Genomic DNA, 14538 nt, shown 5'->3' with positions numbered 1-14538 from the left:
AGCTGGGGGTGATGACTCTCCCCTACACGGCCGTCCTCTACGACCTCGACGGCACCATCGCCGACTCGGCGCCCGCGATCACCGCCAGCCTCGCCCACACGATCGGCGAACTCGGCCTGCCGGTGCCCTCCCCCGCCGACCTCATGGCCTGGGTCGGCCCGCCCCTGCCGCAGAGCTTCGAGGTGCGCCTCGGCCTCGACGGCGAGCGCCTCGTCGACGCCATGCGGCTCTACCGCGCGCACTACCTGGCCCACGGCGCCCTCGAGGGCGAGGTCTTCCCGGGGGTGCCCGACCTCATGGCGGCCGTGCACGCGGCCGGCATCCCCACCTCGACCGCGACCTCGAAGCCCGAGACCCCGGCCACGGCCATCCTCCGGGCCCACGGCCTCGACCGCTACCTCGACGTCATCACCGGCGCGTCCGACGACGAGGTGCGCAACACCAAGGCCGACGTCGTCGAAGAGGCCCTGAAGCGCCTGCGGGCCCGCGGGGCCGACCTCTCGCGGCCCGTCCTGCTCGGCGACCGCCACCACGACGTCGAGGGTGCGGCCGTGCACGGCGTGCCCACCATCCTCGTCGGCTGGGGCTACGGCGAGCCCGAGGAGCACGTCGGCGCGGTCGCCGTGGCGGCGGACGTCGACGAGGTGGCCGACCTGTTGGGCGTCTCCCTGCTGCGCGGCGCCGCGTGACCCGGGCCGCGGCCGCGGTGCGGTCGCCCGCCGCCTGGTTGCTCACCCTCGCGATCGTGCTGATCGCCCTCAACATGCGCGGGCCGATCGTGGCCCCGGCCCCCGTGCTCGACCAGATGAGCGCCGACCTCGGCCTCACGGCGGTCGTCGCCGGGCTGCTCACCAGCATCCCCGTGCTCTGCTTCGCCGTGGCGAGCCCGTTCGCCTCGGCCCTGATCGGCCGGATCGGCGCCGAGCGCGCCGTCACGCTGGGGCTCGCCGGCGTGCTCCTCGGCACGCTGCTGCGCACGGCCGGCGGCACGGTGTGGCTCTACGTGGGCACGATCGTGATCGGCGTCGCCATCACGATCGGCAACGTCGTGCTGCCCGTCGTCATCCGTCGTGACTTCAGCCCCGAGCGGGCCGGCTTCGTCACCGGCATCTACACCTCGGCCCTCAACGTCGGGTCCATGATCACCTCGCTCGCGACGGCCCCGATCGCCTCGGTCGTCGGCTGGCCCCTCGCCCTCGTCACCTGGGGGCTGCTCGCCGTCCTGGCCGCCGTCGTCTGGTCGATCGCCGTCGGCCCCCGCGTCGCGGTGCGGGGCGGCAGCGTGGCCGTGGTGCCGGGGTCGCAGGCCGACGTCGACGACCGGCACCGCGCCTCCTCGGCGACCGACGTCTTCACGGGCGGCATCGACGTCGTCGAGCACGGCGAGGCCGAGGTCGACGCGCGCGAGCGCCGACGCAGCGCGACCCCGCTGCTGCGTCGGTGGACGACCTGGGGCCTGACGCTCGCCTTCTCGGGGCAGGCGTTCGGCTACTACGGGCTCACGGCCTGGATGCCCACGCTGCTGCGCGACGAGGTCGGCCTCACCCGCGAGGCGGCCGGCGCGAGTTCGTCGGTCTTCCAGATCCTCGCGGTCGTGGGTGCGCTGGGGGTGCCGTTCCTCGCCCTGCGCGTGCGGCCGGCGGTCGTCATCGGGCTGATCGCCGTCTTCTGGTCGGCCATGCCGCTGGGCCTGCTCTTCGCCCCCGAGCACTGGCTGCTCTGGTCGATCTTCGGTGGGGCCGCGCAGGGCGGCGGCATCACGATCATCTTCATCGTCATCGTGCGCATGGCGTCGACCGACGTCGAGGCACGACGACTGTCGGCCCTGGTGCAGGGCGGCGGTTACGCGATCGCCGCGCTCGGGCCGCTCGCGATCGGTGGACTGCACGACGTCAGCGGCAACTGGCAGATCCCGATGATCGGCGTCGCCGCGGCGGTCGTCGTGCTCGGCGTCAGCGGCGTGCTGTCGTCGCGACGCGTGCCCTGAGCCGGCCGGGCCGCCAGCCGGGCCGCCAGCCGGGCCGACGACCGGGCGGCCTCCCGGGCCGGGTCAGTGCTGGACGCCTCCGGCGAAGAGCACCTCGAGCGTCAACGGGTCGCGTCCGGTCAGGTCGCGCACGGACGACGTCACCTGCGCCACCTCGCCCGAGGCCATGGACGTGTAGGTGCTGACCCAGGCGTCCGCCTGGAAGGGCTCCGGCTCGAAGCCGCGGCGGGACTCGTAGGCCTCGTCGACCGTCTCGTCCACGAAGGTGAACGACCGTCCGCCGAGCGCGGTGAGGCGTGCAGCCGCCTCGGTCAGGGTGAACGCCTCCGACCCGGTGAGGTCGTAGGTCGCCCCGGCGTGCGACTCGTGGTCGAGCAGCACGACGGCCGCCACCGCCGCGACGTCGGCCCGGGCCACCGCCGCCACGCGCCCGTCACCGGCCGGGCCGCGGATCACGCCCTGCTCGTCCGCGAACAGCGGGATGAAGTCCAGGTAGAAGTTGTCCCGCAGGAACGTGAAGGCCAGCCCCGACTCGCGGATGTGCTGCTCGGTCGCGAAGTGGTCCCGCCCGAGCGTGAACACCGACTCGGCCGACGCACCGGCGAACGACGTGTAGACCACGTGCCGCACGCCCGCCTCGACGGCGGCGTCGACGAAGGCGCGGTGCTGGTCGACGCGGTCGGGGGCCTCGGCCGCCGACACCATGAACAGCGTCTCGACCCCGCGCAGGGCCTCGACGGAGGCCGCCCGGTCGCCGTACGTGGCGACGGCGACCTCGGCCTCGGCCCCGTCGAGTCGGGGTGCCCGGGTGGCGTCGCGCACGACGAGCCGCAGCGGGACGCCCCGCTCGGACAGGTGCGCGGCCACGATGCCGCCCACGGCGCCCGTCGCACCCGTCACGGCGACGAGGGACGAGGAGGCGCGGGCGGGTTCCCCGAGGGAGGCGGAGGAGGTCTCGGTCGAGTCGGTCATGCCTCACTGAACCATGCGCGGTGGGGGCGGCTCCCAGGCGGGGCCGACCCGCGCCTCCTCGTCCGCCCGGTGGGCCCCGATCGGCGTCGTTGCAGGGATCGAGACTCGTTATCGACTGCTCGGATCGGTGGCCGTCGCCGACGGGCGCCGGTAGATTCGACGCCGGCCCGGAACGCCGGCGGACCGACCCGCCGGGCCGGATCAGGGCCCCGATCCCCACCCCACCCCTCCATCCCGACGAGAGGCGCCCATGGGCCACGACCACGGACACGGACACGTCGCCGCCGACGGACGACGGCTCCGCCTCGCGATCGCGATCGTCGCCCTCGGTCTCGTCGCCCAGCTGGTCGGCGCCTGGCTCTCGGGCTCTCTGGCGCTGTTGGCCGACTCGGGGCACATGCTTTCCGACCTGGCCGGGTTGGTCATCGCCCTCGTGGCCACGATCGTCGCCGCCCGACCCGCGAGCGGCCGACAGACCTACGGCTACCGCCGGGCCGAGGTCTTCGCCGCCTTCGTCAACGGCCTCGTGCTGCTCGCCGTGTCGCTCTCGGTCGCCGTCGCCGCCGTCTCCCGTCTCGTGGCGGTCGACGGGCACGAGGTGCTCGGGCTGCCGATGCTGGTCGTCGGCCTGGTCGGCGGGGCGACGAACGTCGCGGCACTGCTCGTGCTGCGGGGCGGGGCGACGCACTCGATCAACATGCGCGGCGCCTACCTCGAGGTGCTCGGCGACCTGCTCGGCTCGGCGGCCGTCGTCGTGGCCGCCGTCGTCGTGCTGACCACGGGCTTCACGCAGGCCGATTCGGTCGGGTCGCTGATCATCGCGGCGATGATCGTGCCGAGGGCCTGGTCGCTGCTGCGCGAGGCGATCCGGGTGCTGTTCGGCTCGGCTCCGGGCGACATCGACCTCGAGTCGGTCCGCACGCACATCGGCGACACCCCGGGCGTCGTCTCGGCCCACGACGTCCACGCCTGGCAGATCACCAGCGGGGCCACCGTCTTCTCGGCGCACGTCGTCGTCGAGCGCGAGGTGTTCTGCGACATGAAGGTCGACGAGACCCTGGACGCCCTCGACCGGTGCCTCGCCGCCCACTTCTCGGTCGAGCACGCGACGTTCCAGCTCGAGCCGGCCGACCACGCCGGGCACGAGCGCGAGACGCACGCCTGACCGGGCCCCCTTCCCCCGGAGGCGCGGGTCGAGTGGGCAGAACGGGTCCCTCACCAGCCGCGGAAGGACCAGATCTGCCCACTCGGCGCGCCTGAGGCCCGGGCGACGAGCCCGTCAGGCGAGCGAGCCGAGCCACAGCCCGAGGGAGGCGACGCCCACGCACGCGACGAGCATGCCGAGGCCGTTCGCGACCGCGGCCCCGCGTCGCCCGGCCGCCAGCAGTCGCACCGTCTCGACGCTCGCGGTGCTGAACGTCGTGTACCCGCCGAGCAGCCCGGTGCCGAGCACGGCCTTCCACTCGGGCGCGACGACCGCCTGCAGGGCGAGGCCGGTCAGCACCCCCAGCGCGAACGAGCCCGACACGTTGATGACGGTCGTGCCCCACGGGTAGGCGGAGCCGAGGCGGTCCTTGACGAGCCCGTCGACGACGAACCGGGTGGCGGCACCGACCCCGCCGGCCACCGCGACGGCGACGACGAGCAACGGGCTCACGAGGCGCGCCCCGCGAGACGAGCGCCGACCCGGATGCCGGCCGCGGCGGCGAGCACCCCGAGCACCAGGCTCAGCAGCCCGTAGAGCACGGCGACGGGGAGGTCGCCCCCACCCGCCCCGGCGAGCGCCGCGGTCTCGGTCGCGAGCGAGCTGAAGGTCGTGAACCCGCCGAGGACGCCCGTCCCCACGAGCAGTCGGAGCCGGCGACGCCCGCCCTCGTCGGGCCCGGAGCGCAGCAACCGCTCGAGCAGGACGCCGAGCACGAACGCCCCGACCACGTTGATCGCGAAGATCGCCGTGTCGAACGCCCCCCACGACGGCACCACGAGCGTGATCCCGACCCGTGCGGCCGTCCCGAGGGCGCCACCCAGGGCGACGAGGGCGATCAGGGACGGACGGAGGTGCGGGGCACGGGGGCGCGCGGCACCCGTCACCGGCGGCCTCGCGTCACAGTTCGTCCTCCCACGGCAGCGTCTGGCTGCGGGGGACGGGGGCGAGCGGCACGACGACGACCGGCCGGTGCTGACGGTGGCTGAGGTGCAGGGCGACCGAGCCGGCGAAGAACTCACGGACGCTGCCCCGCAGGCCGGCCTCGCGGCTGCCGACGACGATCAGCGGGGCGTCGAGCTGCTCGGCCAGGTGCGACAGGCACCGGGCGGGGTCGCCGGCGACGATCGAGGTGCGCAGCTCGACGCCGCGAGCCGAGGCGACCGGCCGGAGCCGCGCCTCCAGGTCGGCGTCGAAGGACAGCGTCTCGGTGTAGTCGTCGGGGTCGAGGGGGTACGACAGGACGGTGCCGTCGATGCCCTCGGCGAAGGCGAGCCGGTCGGGCTCGACCGAGACGCAGAGCAGACCGGTGCCGTACCGTGCCGCCAGGTCGGCCGCGGTCGCCACGACGGCCTCGCCCGAGTTCGGCACGACGCCCGCGACGACGAAGCCGCGCGCGGGGTTCTGCTCGTCGGACATGGTCACCACCCTCTCACCGTGTCGCCGTCCCACGCGGCGCCACGGGCACAGTGAACCACCGTCACACCCCTCCGCGGAAGAGCAGACTGTCGGCATGTGCGGTCGCTACGTCGTTGCCCGGGCCACGTCCGATCTGCTGCCGAGCCTGCTCGACGGCCTGGGGCCCCTGCCCGACGACTTCAACGTCGCGCCGACGACCGTCGTGCCGGTCGTCCGGGAGCGGCACGGCGAGAGGCAGCTGCCCGGTGCCCGGTGGGGGTTCGTGCCGTCGTGGTACCCCGACCTGAAGAAGCGTCCGCAGCCGATCAACGCCCGCATCGAGACCGTGGCGACCAGCGGCATGTTCCGCCGGGCGTTCGCGACCAGCCGGTGCATCGTGCCCGCACAGGGGTACTACGAGTGGGTCGTGACCGAGACCGGCAAGCAGCCGCACTACGTGCACCAGCCCGACGCCGGGCTCGCCATGGCCGGCCTCGTCACCGCGTGGCCCGATCCCGCGAAGGACGAGGACGACCCCGACCGTTGGGTGCTCTCGACGACGATCATCACGCGCGACGCCCACGTGGCACCGGGCGAGGTGCACGACCGGATGCCGGCCTGCCTCACCCCCGACTCGTACGACGACTGGCTGGGCGACGGCCTCGACGCCGACGAGCTGCTCTCGCTGCTCGACCGGGACTCGTTCGAGGTCGCCCACGACCTCGTGCAGCACGAGGTGAGCCGCGACGCGAACAACGTCCGCAACAACGGCCCTCACCTCGTCGAGCCCCTGCGCTGACGCCCCTCGGACGAGGAGGCACGGCTCGCGTCCCGTCCGGAGGCGCGGCTCGCGTCCCTTCCGGAGGCGCGGCTCGGCGCCTCAGCGCGCGTCGCGGTGGCTCGCCAGGCGTTCGCGCAGGTACGACACGAGTTCGCCCTGGGCCCGTCGGGACTCCCGCGTCAGCCGGTTGAGCGGAACGCGCCCGCCCGCCGCGAGGGCGGGGTCGCGCGGGACGACGACGAGCGAGCGACGGCCGAACTCGTTCTGCAGCGCCTCGCTCGAGCGCGTGGTCCGGTGCTCGCCGAAGACGCCGACGACCACGAGCATCACCCGGCGCAGGCCGCCGACCCCGTGCCGCTCGCGGATGCGGGCGAGGACCCGTTGGGCGTCGGCGAAGCCGACCGGGGTCGTCGGGGCCACGACGACCCCGAAGACGCTCGTGTCGTCGAGCAGGTCGAGGAGTGCGCCGTCGGCGTGGGCGCCGAGGTCGTGCAGGGTCAGCTCGTGGTCGACCCGCGGCGCGTCGTCGCCCCCGGTCAGCCGGGTCCCGAGGTCCCCGCCCGAGTGGTCGATCAGCCGGGGCACCGACTCCCCCGAGAGCTGGGTGAAGAGCAGGGCCGTGACCGTCGTGGTCCCGACGCCCCCGGCGACGCCCGCGACGACGACCGTCCGGCCGGTCACGAGCCCGCTCCGGCGACGTCGGCTCGTCCGTCGGCCTCGAACCGGGCCACCTGGACGATGCGCGGCGCCTGGCCGCGACGGACCAGGCGGCCTCGACCGGCGGTCATCTGCTCGGCGTAGACCTGCGGCACGATCGGTCCCTCGCTGCGTTCGCCCGACATGATGAACGACGACCCACCCGTGTCGCGCAGCGTCTGCAGCGCCGGGTCGTAGAGCGCCCGCGCCGAGCCGGCGACCGGCCTGCTGATCAACACGTGCAGCCGGAGGTCGCGGGCCGAGGGCAGGAAGGGCAGCAGCGGCTTGAGGGGCTCGGTGCCCCCCGAGGCGACGATGTCGTAGTCGTCGATCACCACCACGATGCGCGGACCGGAGTCGCGGTCGCCGGCCTGGCGCTTGGCGAGCTCGTCGGCCACGGCGACGGCGAGCGCGCGGGCGTCCGTGCTGGTCGAGGCATGACCGCCGAGGTAGTCGTCGGGCACCTCGGCGACCAGGTCGCCGCGGAGGTCCATCAGGGCCACGACGAGCTCGTCCGGGGTCGCCCGGTCGACGAAGCCGCGCACCAGTCCGCGCAGCAGGGTCGACTTGCCGGCCTTCGAGTCGCCGAACACGAGCAGGTGCTGGTCGGCACCCGGATCGAGGGCGACCGGCTGCATCGTGTCCTGCCGCAGGCCGAACGGGATCGCCTCGGGCTCGTCCAGCGCGTCGGGCAGCTCGTCCGGCGAGAGCTCGGTGGGCAGGAGGCGGATCGGTGCCGCCGCGGGGCCGTTCCAGCTCGACGCCGACCGGCGGGCGAGGGCCTCGAGGGCGTCGCCGACCTCGTCGTCGTCCGTGTCGTCCAGCACCGGCAGCGCCACCTGCGCGAACAGGTTGTCGTCGGTCAGGGCCCGACCGGCCTGGTCGGCCCGGATGGTCTGGGCCAGCTTGCGACCGATCACCGAGTCCGCGGGATCGTTCAGGTGCAACTCGACCCGGGTGCCGACCAGCGGTTGCTGCGCCATCCGCAGTTCGTTCCACCGCGTCATCCCGAGCACGACGTGCAGGCCGTAGCTGCCGCCGCGCAGCAGCAGGTCGCCGAACGCCGTCTCGAGCTCGGCGAAGTCCCCGCGCAGCTGACCGGTGCCGTCGACGACGAGGACCACGTCGGCCGAGATCAGCTCGGGCACCTCGCCCGCGGCGTGCAACCGACGCAGCATGGCCAGCGAGTCGATGCCGTGGTCGCGGAACACGCGCTCCCGGGTCGTCAGCATGGCCGCCAGTTCTTCGAGCAGGCGCAGGAGGCGGTCCTTGCTCGCCCGCGTGGCCACGCCACCGACGTGCGGGAACCCCTCGATCCGGCCGAGCCCCCCGCCCGTGAGGTCCATGCCGTAGATGCCGACCTCCTGCGGGGTGTGCGTCAGGGCCAGCGAGGCGACGAGGGTGCGGAGGAACGTGCTGCGTCCGGTCTGCGGCGCCCCGATCACGGCGACGTGCCCACCGGCCCGGGCGAGGTCGAGCAGCCACGGGTCCTGTCGCTGCCGCGCCGGGTCGTCGAGCAGTCCCATCGGCACCCGCAGGCCGCCGGCCTGGTCCGCTCCGACCACCCGTGAGAGCGCGAGCCGGTCGGGCAGGGGCGGCAACCAGACGGGGTCGACGTCGGTGCCACCGCCCATCAGGCGGTCGACGGCCTCGTCGATGACGGCGCGACCGACGTCGGGCCGCGAGAGCTCGTCCTCGCCACGGTCGTCGTCGCCGCCCGCGATGCCGTTGAAGGTCGGCAGCAGGAGCGCGGTCGGCCGCACGTCGTCGCCCGCCAGCGAGCGGGCGGCCTCCGTCGGCAGGGGGCCCGACACGTAGCCCGCGCGGAACCTCCGGTACACCGAGGTGTCGACCTTGAGGAAGCCGAACCCCGGGACCGCGGGGAGGTGGAACGCGTCCGGCCGGTCGAGCACGATCGAGCTCTCGGCCTCGGAGAAGGTCCGCAAGCCGATCCGGTACGAGAGGTAGGTGTCGAGGCCCCGCAGCTTGCCCGCCTCGATGCGCTGGCTCGAGAGCAGCAGGTGCACGCCGATCGACCGCCCGATCCGACCGATGGTGAGCAGCAGGTCGACGAACTCGGGCTCCGCCGTGAGCAGCTCGCCGAACTCGTCGATGACGACGAACAGGTGCGGCATCGGCGGCAGCTCCGGGCGACCGACGCGCATCTCGCGGTAGTGGCTGATGGACGACGCGCCCCCGGCGTCGCGCAGCTGCTCCTGACGCCGGACGACCTCGCCCTGGATGCTGACGCGGGCACGTTCGGTGAGCTGCGCGTCGTCGGCCAGGTTGTCGATCAGCCCGGCGACGTGCGGCAACCCCGCGAACGGAGCGAATGCCGCGCCTCCTTTGTAGTCGACGAGGACCATGCTGAGATCGTCGGGCGAGTGCGACAGGGCGAGGCCGAGCACGAGCGTGCGCAGCAGCTCGCTCTTGCCCGAACCGGTCGCGCCGATGCAGATGCCGTGCGGGCCCATGCCGAGCTGCGCGGACTCCTTGAGGTCGAGCAGGACCGGCGCACCGAAGTCGTCGATGCCGATCGGCACGCGCAGGAAGTCCCGCGGCGAGCGCGGCGTCCACGCGGTCGCCGGCGTCAGCGTCGTCACGTCGTCGATCCCGAGCAGGTCGGTGATCTCGACGGCCTGGGCCGAGTCGACCTCGTCCTGCCTGCTCAGGCTGAGCCGGAGGGGGGTGAGCGTGCGGGCGACGGCCTCGAACAGCTGCGGGGTCGTGGCGTCGATCGTCGCGGTCTGCACGCGGACCTGGCCGTCGTCCTCGACGCGGGCGTCCGTCACGACCGCCTCGTCGCCCTCGACGGTGATGCGCAGCGTGACGTCGGACGGCTCGTGCAGGCGGTCGCTCAGCAGGTGGACGGTGGTCACGCCGAGGTCGGTCAGCGAGAGGTCGGCGTCGGGCACCGGGATGCTCGAGGCGACGTGCCCCCAGTCGTCGACGAAGACGACGAGGCGCGATCCCTCGGTGCGCGCCGTGGTGCCGATCGAGCGCTTCGTCGTGGCGGCCTCTTGCGCCCGGTCGCCGAGTTCGCCGCCGATGACCGAGAGCAACGAGGAGGCGCTGGTCGCGACCCGTCGCGCCGGCACCGGTCCGTCGTAGAGCGAGTCGTCCACGGCGTGCGGGACGAGGTCGAAGCCGCGCCAGTCGTCGGCCGCGCTCTCGGGGAACGCCGCGGCCAGGTGCACGTCGTCGGGCGAGTGCAGGGCGGCGAGCTGCAGGATCATCGAGCGGGCGACCCGCAGCGCGGACTCGCGGTCGCCCAGCACGGCGACCGACCCGGCGCGGTCGAGGTCGACCGTGATGGGCATGCCCCGGACGGTCGAGAGGTGCTCGACCACGGACTCGGCCTCGCTGGCCATGATCGGGTCGAACGGCTGCACGGGGTTCGGGTCCTCGGGGACGGACATCGGGAACCAGGTCAGGTCGCCCTCGCCGATCCGCACCGAGAGGAAGTCGTCGTGCTGGCGGCGGCGTTCCCAGAGTCGCGCGGGGTCGCGCACCAGCTCGAGCAGGGCGGCGGGTTCGGGGTCGAGCACGGCCGCCGTCGCCCGGACGGCCCGGGCCTTCGTGCGCATCCGCGAGCGCAGCCGCTCGAGGAAGTCGAGGTAGCGCTCGCGCTGCAGGCGCCGCTGCCGCGCCGCGTTGCCCCTCTGGCTGAGGGTGACCGCGAGGCCACCGACCAGGGCGACGATGAGCAGCACGGCGCCGACCAGCAGGAAGAGCGGGTTCGAACTGCCGCGGTAGACGACGATCATCACGACGCTCGAGAGGGCGCCCACGACGGGGAGCAGGGCCTGCACGGGCACGCCGCCGACCTTGCCGTCGGCCAGCTGGGGTGGTGGGGTGATGTCCTCGTGCTCGGCGGGCTGGACGGGTCGCGTGATGCGCGTGGGCCGGTGGACGAGCTTGACGGTCATCGTCGGGCCTCCTGGTCGTCGGCGATCGCCGGGCGGGCGTCCCGCCCGCGGGCCTGGCGGCGTTCCGAGGGGCGACGTTCCGACGGGCCGGGATCGGCCGCCGACGGGGCCGGGCCGGGATCCCCGACGGGCGGGGCGCCCCTCGGGACCGACGCGGCGTCGAGGGGCAGCAGGGCGGCGGCGAGGCGGGCGTAGGCGATGCGGGTGCGCGTGCCCAGTGCGGCGCTCGACACCGGCCGACCGCCGGAACGGGCCGCGTCGTAGGGCACGCGCACGACGGGCACGGTGGGGTCGTCGCCGACCGTGACGGGGGCCGCGCGACCGGCGTCGCCGACGTCGACCAGGGCGATGACCACGTCGGGCCGGTCGGGGTGGTCCTTGATCGCGGGCACGAGGGCAGCGGCCTCCTCGGCGGCGTGGCGGTCGGCGCGGGCCACGATGCAGACCGTCCGGCTGGCCGACACCACGTCGGTGAGGTCGGCACGCCAGTCGCGCACTCCCCAGTCGGTCACGACCAGGTCGAAGAAGCGGCTGATCGGGGTGACCTCGTCGAACCAGCCCGCCGCGGCGGCCACGGCACGGGACTCGCCCCGGGGGTCGAGCGAGAGGGCGTAGAGGCCCGAGGGCGTGCGGGGCAGACCGTCGACGGCGTCGACCGACCGGCGTGCCGTGCGCCTCCGCGAGCTCGGTGCCGCGCTCGAACCGACCGGCGCGCCGGCCTGCCACAGCATGCCGCGGGGGCCGCGCGACGCGTCCACGCCGAGGACGAGCCCGGGGCGGCGACGGGCGAGCAGGGCGGCGACGTAGCCGGCGGTCGAGCTCGCCCCGGCTCCGCCCCGTGCCTGCACGAAGCCGATGCGGCGCGACACCGGGAGCGGGCGCCGGACGATCTCGTCGACCGTCGTCACCTCGTGCACCCGGGCGCTCACGCTGCCGAGCAGGGCCAGCGGCGCCGACCGGACGAACGCGTCGAAGGCGCTCACGAGAAGGCCCCGAGCAGGTCGGCGTAGACGCCGAACACCCCGAGCAGGACGGGGAGCAGGGCCACGACGCCGAGGGCCTCGACGGCGTTGCCCACGCGGCGCAGCGAGGCGCGTTGGTGGGCGACCGGGTCGACGCCGCCGGCCACGACCGCGACCACGACCCCGGCCGCGAACAGGACGACCACGAGCCACCCGGGAGCGAGCGGCTGCACGAGCAGACCGCCGAGCAGGCCGATCAGGGCGGCGGCCCAGAGCACCCAGCCCTGGGCGGCGATCGGCAGGGCCCGGGTGCGGGCCGCGACGACGAGCACCACGGCGACCCCGAGACCGACCTGCCAGAGATCGGCCGACCCGACGGACGAGACGGCCGTGACGGCCACGGGCCCCGCCACCGCGAAGGTCGACCAGGTCAGGGTGCGGTAGGCGTCGCCGACCGTCAGCAACACCTCGTCACGGCGACCCCGACGTCCGTCGACCACCTGGTCGTCGAGACCGGTCAGGCCGGAGGCACTCATGGCGAACCAGGGCAGCAGGCCGCAGACGACGACGGCGAGCACGGCGCCGACGCCCACGGCCCCCGCGTCCTGGACGCCGAGGGACCGCAGCACGATCGGCACGGCCCCGAGCACGACGCCGAGGACGCCGCCCCACCAGGCCGACCGGGAGCCGAGACCGGCGCCCGCGCCGAGCGCCAGCGCGACCCAGGCGAGCACGATCACGGCGAGCGCCACGTCGACCGGCGGCAGCTCGAGGGCCGGGACGGCTCCGAGCACGACCGCCAGGGGGGCCGCACAGCCGAGGGCGACCGAGGTCGCGGCGACGGCGAGCCAGCGGCCGCCGAACCGGCCGGACACGAGGGCGACCACGACGGCGAACCCGTAGACGATCGCGAGCGTGCCGACGGGCTCGACGTCGGACGCCCTGGCCAGCACCGTCGAGAGGGCCAGCGAGAGCAGGCCGATCGCGACGGCCGCCGTCGCCGTGCGCGACCGTCGCGTCCAGAGGCCCGGGCGGCTGGCGAGCGACTCGGCCAGCACGTCGGTGACGTCCGCGACCTCGGGCGGCGGGGGCGCGGCGTCCTCGCGCAGCAACCGCAGCAGCTCGCCGTCGACGATGCGCTGTTCGGCGACCGACAGAGAGGTGTCGAGCTGCTCCCCCGTCGAGCGGACGAGGGTCAGCGGGCGCGACACGGCACCGGGACGCTCGTCGAGGAGCTCCATCAGGCGCGGGATCAGACCACCGATCGGCTCGTCGGCGGGCACGACCATCTCGGCCTTGCGCGCCGTGCCGACGATGGTCAGCCGGGTGTAGTCGGTCATCGGGGCTCCGTCGTGGGGGTGGGGTCGGGGACGTCGGTCGACGCGGGAGAGGGCGACGGCGAGCCGGTGACCGGCACCGCGCCTCCTGACCCTCCGGTGGTCTGCGACTGGGTCGCGCGCTGGTCGGCCAGCACCGAGAGCACGAAGGACGTGCCGGCGCAGCCCGCGCAGGCGACCGCCGCGATGACCAGGCTGACGATCAGCCGACGGACGTTGTCGTTGACGAGCCGACGCTCGTCGAGTTCGCCGAACAGGAGGGCCGAGACCAGGCGGGCGCGGTGCGTCTTGACGGTCTCGAGCAGGACGACGTCGCGGTCCCCGCTCATGCGTCCACCACCCCGGACGGTTGGACGGTGAGGGTCCGTTCGCCGAGCTCGACGACGTATCCCGGTGCGGCCGGCCCGCGCAGGCCCGCCACGAGCGGCTGCCGCGTCCCGTCGGGCGCGACGAGCGAGGACCCGTTCGTCGACCCGAGGTCGGTCACCCACAGCACGGCCCCCTCCCACGCGAAGAGGGCGTGGGTCTTGGTGAGGCTGCGGGCGAGGTCCGCCCAGGCGAAGACCGGGTGCTCCTCGCCCTCGCGGTTGACCGGGGCGCGGCCGATCAGCAGGGTGGACTCGAGGTCGAGGCGTTCGCCGCTGTCGAGCTCGAGGACGATCGACGGCGCGGTGGTCGTGGGTCGGCCCTGGCCCGTGCGCCCGAAGGTGTTCTCGTCGGGTCGTCCCGCGGCGTCGAGCGGGTCGGTCGGGTGAGGCGGCAGCGGGGCGGAGGCCGCGGCGGGCAGGGCGGGCCTCTGCACGAGCGGGGGCGACGACGTCATGGGGTCCCGGCCACGCCGCAGGTCGACCGTCACCGCCTGACGACGGATGCTGAAGCGCCCGCGGCGGTCGACCCTCAGCACGGCCGGCGGGCGACCGGTCAGGTCGTCCACCGTGCGCAGGGACAGGACCAACCGGCCTACCGAGCGCCCTCCGCGCACGTAGAGCACCACGTCGAGCAGCACGAAGACCAGGGCGACCACCACCACCGCGATCTCGACGGGCACGGGGACGAGCGCCGCGCCGGCCGTGGCGGACGAGGCGCCCGTGGCCACACCGACGACGAGGACGCCGAACAGGACGAGGGGCACGCCCCAGTCGATGGCGACCGCACCGCGACGCCGCGACGGGGTCGCCGTCTGCACGCCCGCGAGCAGTCCCGAGTAGGTGCCGATGGCGCTGCCGGTCGCCGCCGAGACGATCCGCACACCGCACCAGAAGCACCAGGTCG

General features: G+C 74.5%; 14 protein-coding genes. 4 read left to right on the top strand and 10 right to left on the bottom strand.

What is annotated here, in order from left to right; all coding sequences use genetic code 11:
• The first annotated feature begins 11 nt into the window (after nucleotides 1-11).
• Both IFT79_RS15005 and IFT79_RS15000 read left to right on the top strand, forming a co-directional pair.
• Nucleotides 12-689, top strand: coding sequence for an HAD hydrolase-like protein (locus IFT79_RS15005; RefSeq protein ID WP_192125093.1), 678 nt, complete (start codon nucleotides 12-14; stop codon nucleotides 687-689).
• Nucleotides 686-1987, top strand: a complete 1302-nt coding sequence (locus IFT79_RS15000; protein ID WP_342211859.1) for an MFS transporter — start codon at nucleotides 686-688, stop codon at nucleotides 1985-1987. The genes IFT79_RS15005 and IFT79_RS15000 overlap by 4 nt, the downstream gene beginning before the upstream one ends.
• A 63-nt stretch (nucleotides 1988-2050) precedes the next feature.
• Here IFT79_RS15000 and IFT79_RS14995 read toward each other — a convergent pair whose 3' ends face one another.
• The gene (locus IFT79_RS14995; RefSeq protein ID WP_192125091.1) at nucleotides 2051-2959 is read right to left on the bottom strand and encodes an SDR family oxidoreductase; all 909 of its coding nucleotides are present in this window, start codon (nucleotides 2957-2959) and stop codon (nucleotides 2051-2053) included.
• A gap of 250 nt (nucleotides 2960-3209) precedes the next feature.
• Here IFT79_RS14995 and IFT79_RS14990 point away from each other — a divergent pair, with 250 nt between their 5' ends.
• Nucleotides 3210-4124: a cation diffusion facilitator family transporter gene (locus IFT79_RS14990; protein WP_056044161.1), complete on the top strand. Its 915-nt coding sequence runs from the start codon at nucleotides 3210-3212 to the stop codon at nucleotides 4122-4124.
• 114 nt (nucleotides 4125-4238) lie between these two features.
• On the opposite strand, the gene crcB is transcribed toward IFT79_RS14990, so the two are convergent.
• The 3 genes from crcB to IFT79_RS14975 are packed head-to-tail and all read right to left on the bottom strand — an operon-like array spanning nucleotide 4239 to nucleotide 5582.
• Nucleotides 4239-4616, bottom strand: a complete 378-nt coding sequence (gene crcB, locus IFT79_RS14985) for a fluoride efflux transporter CrcB (RefSeq protein ID WP_192125089.1) — start codon at nucleotides 4614-4616, stop codon at nucleotides 4239-4241.
• The gene (locus IFT79_RS14980; RefSeq protein ID WP_192125087.1) at nucleotides 4613-5050 is read right to left on the bottom strand and encodes a CrcB family protein; all 438 of its coding nucleotides are present in this window, start codon (nucleotides 5048-5050) and stop codon (nucleotides 4613-4615) included. Before IFT79_RS14980 ends, crcB begins: the two co-directional genes overlap by 4 nt.
• Nucleotides 5051-5063: 13 nt before the next feature.
• Nucleotides 5064-5582 carry a universal stress protein gene (locus IFT79_RS14975; protein WP_056229464.1) on the bottom strand — a complete coding sequence of 173 codons (519 nt, stop codon included), beginning with the start codon at nucleotides 5580-5582 and terminating at the stop codon, nucleotides 5064-5066.
• A gap of 94 nt (nucleotides 5583-5676) precedes the next feature.
• Between IFT79_RS14975 and IFT79_RS14970 the strand changes: the two genes are divergently transcribed.
• A complete protein-coding gene (locus IFT79_RS14970) occupies nucleotides 5677-6360 on the top strand; it encodes an SOS response-associated peptidase (protein WP_192125085.1) in 684 nt (227 codons plus the stop codon).
• 81 nt (nucleotides 6361-6441) lie between these two features.
• Here the strand turns inward: IFT79_RS14970 and IFT79_RS14965 are convergent, their stop codons facing one another.
• The 6 genes from IFT79_RS14965 to IFT79_RS14940 are packed head-to-tail and all read right to left on the bottom strand — an operon-like array spanning nucleotide 6442 to nucleotide 14515.
• A complete protein-coding gene (locus tag IFT79_RS14965) occupies nucleotides 6442-7023 on the bottom strand; it encodes a hypothetical protein (RefSeq protein WP_173153985.1) in 582 nt (193 codons plus the stop codon).
• Entirely contained in the window at nucleotides 7020-10967 is a 3948-nt protein-coding gene (gene eccCa / locus IFT79_RS14960) for a type VII secretion protein EccCa (protein ID WP_192125083.1), read from the bottom strand. Before eccCa ends, IFT79_RS14965 begins: the two co-directional genes overlap by 4 nt.
• The gene (locus IFT79_RS14955) at nucleotides 10964-11950 is read right to left on the bottom strand and encodes a hypothetical protein (protein WP_056044176.1); all 987 of its coding nucleotides are present in this window, start codon (nucleotides 11948-11950) and stop codon (nucleotides 10964-10966) included. The genes eccCa and IFT79_RS14955 overlap by 4 nt, the downstream gene beginning before the upstream one ends.
• Nucleotides 11947-13269: an EsaB/YukD family protein gene (locus tag IFT79_RS14950; protein WP_192125081.1), complete on the bottom strand. Its 1323-nt coding sequence runs from the start codon at nucleotides 13267-13269 to the stop codon at nucleotides 11947-11949. Before IFT79_RS14950 ends, IFT79_RS14955 begins: the two co-directional genes overlap by 4 nt.
• Nucleotides 13266-13595: a hypothetical protein gene (locus IFT79_RS14945; RefSeq protein ID WP_055975719.1), complete on the bottom strand. Its 330-nt coding sequence runs from the start codon at nucleotides 13593-13595 to the stop codon at nucleotides 13266-13268. The genes IFT79_RS14950 and IFT79_RS14945 overlap by 4 nt, the downstream gene beginning before the upstream one ends.
• Nucleotides 13592-14515, bottom strand: a complete 924-nt coding sequence (locus IFT79_RS14940; protein WP_192125079.1) for an RDD family protein — start codon at nucleotides 14513-14515, stop codon at nucleotides 13592-13594. The genes IFT79_RS14945 and IFT79_RS14940 overlap by 4 nt, the downstream gene beginning before the upstream one ends.
• Nucleotides 14516-14538 lie beyond the last annotated feature (23 nt).

The sequence above is a fragment of the Frigoribacterium sp. CFBP 8759 genome (genome assembly GCF_014841655.1).
Taxonomy (GTDB): Bacteria; Actinomycetota; Actinomycetes; order Actinomycetales; family Microbacteriaceae; genus Frigoribacterium.
This window is presented reverse-complemented; position numbering and strand designations above follow the sequence as displayed.

Coding starts and splice junctions, on each gene's coding strand:
- IFT79_RS15005 (WP_192125093.1), top strand. CDS start 12: ATGACTCTCCCCTACACGGCCGTCCTCTACGACCTCGACGGCACCATC.
- IFT79_RS14995 (WP_192125091.1), bottom strand. CDS start 2,959: ATGACCGACTCGACCGAGACCTCCTCCGCCTCCCTCGGGGAACCCGCC.
- IFT79_RS14990 (WP_056044161.1), top strand. CDS start 3,210: ATGGGCCACGACCACGGACACGGACACGTCGCCGCCGACGGACGACGG.
- IFT79_RS14975 (WP_056229464.1), bottom strand. CDS start 5,582: ATGTCCGACGAGCAGAACCCCGCGCGCGGCTTCGTCGTCGCGGGCGTC.
- IFT79_RS14970 (WP_192125085.1), top strand. CDS start 5,677: ATGTGCGGTCGCTACGTCGTTGCCCGGGCCACGTCCGATCTGCTGCCG.
- eccCa (WP_192125083.1), bottom strand. CDS start 10,967: ATGACCGTCAAGCTCGTCCACCGGCCCACGCGCATCACGCGACCCGTC.
- IFT79_RS14950 (WP_192125081.1), bottom strand. CDS start 13,269: ATGACCGACTACACCCGGCTGACCATCGTCGGCACGGCGCGCAAGGCC.
- IFT79_RS14945 (WP_055975719.1), bottom strand. CDS start 13,595: ATGAGCGGGGACCGCGACGTCGTCCTGCTCGAGACCGTCAAGACGCAC.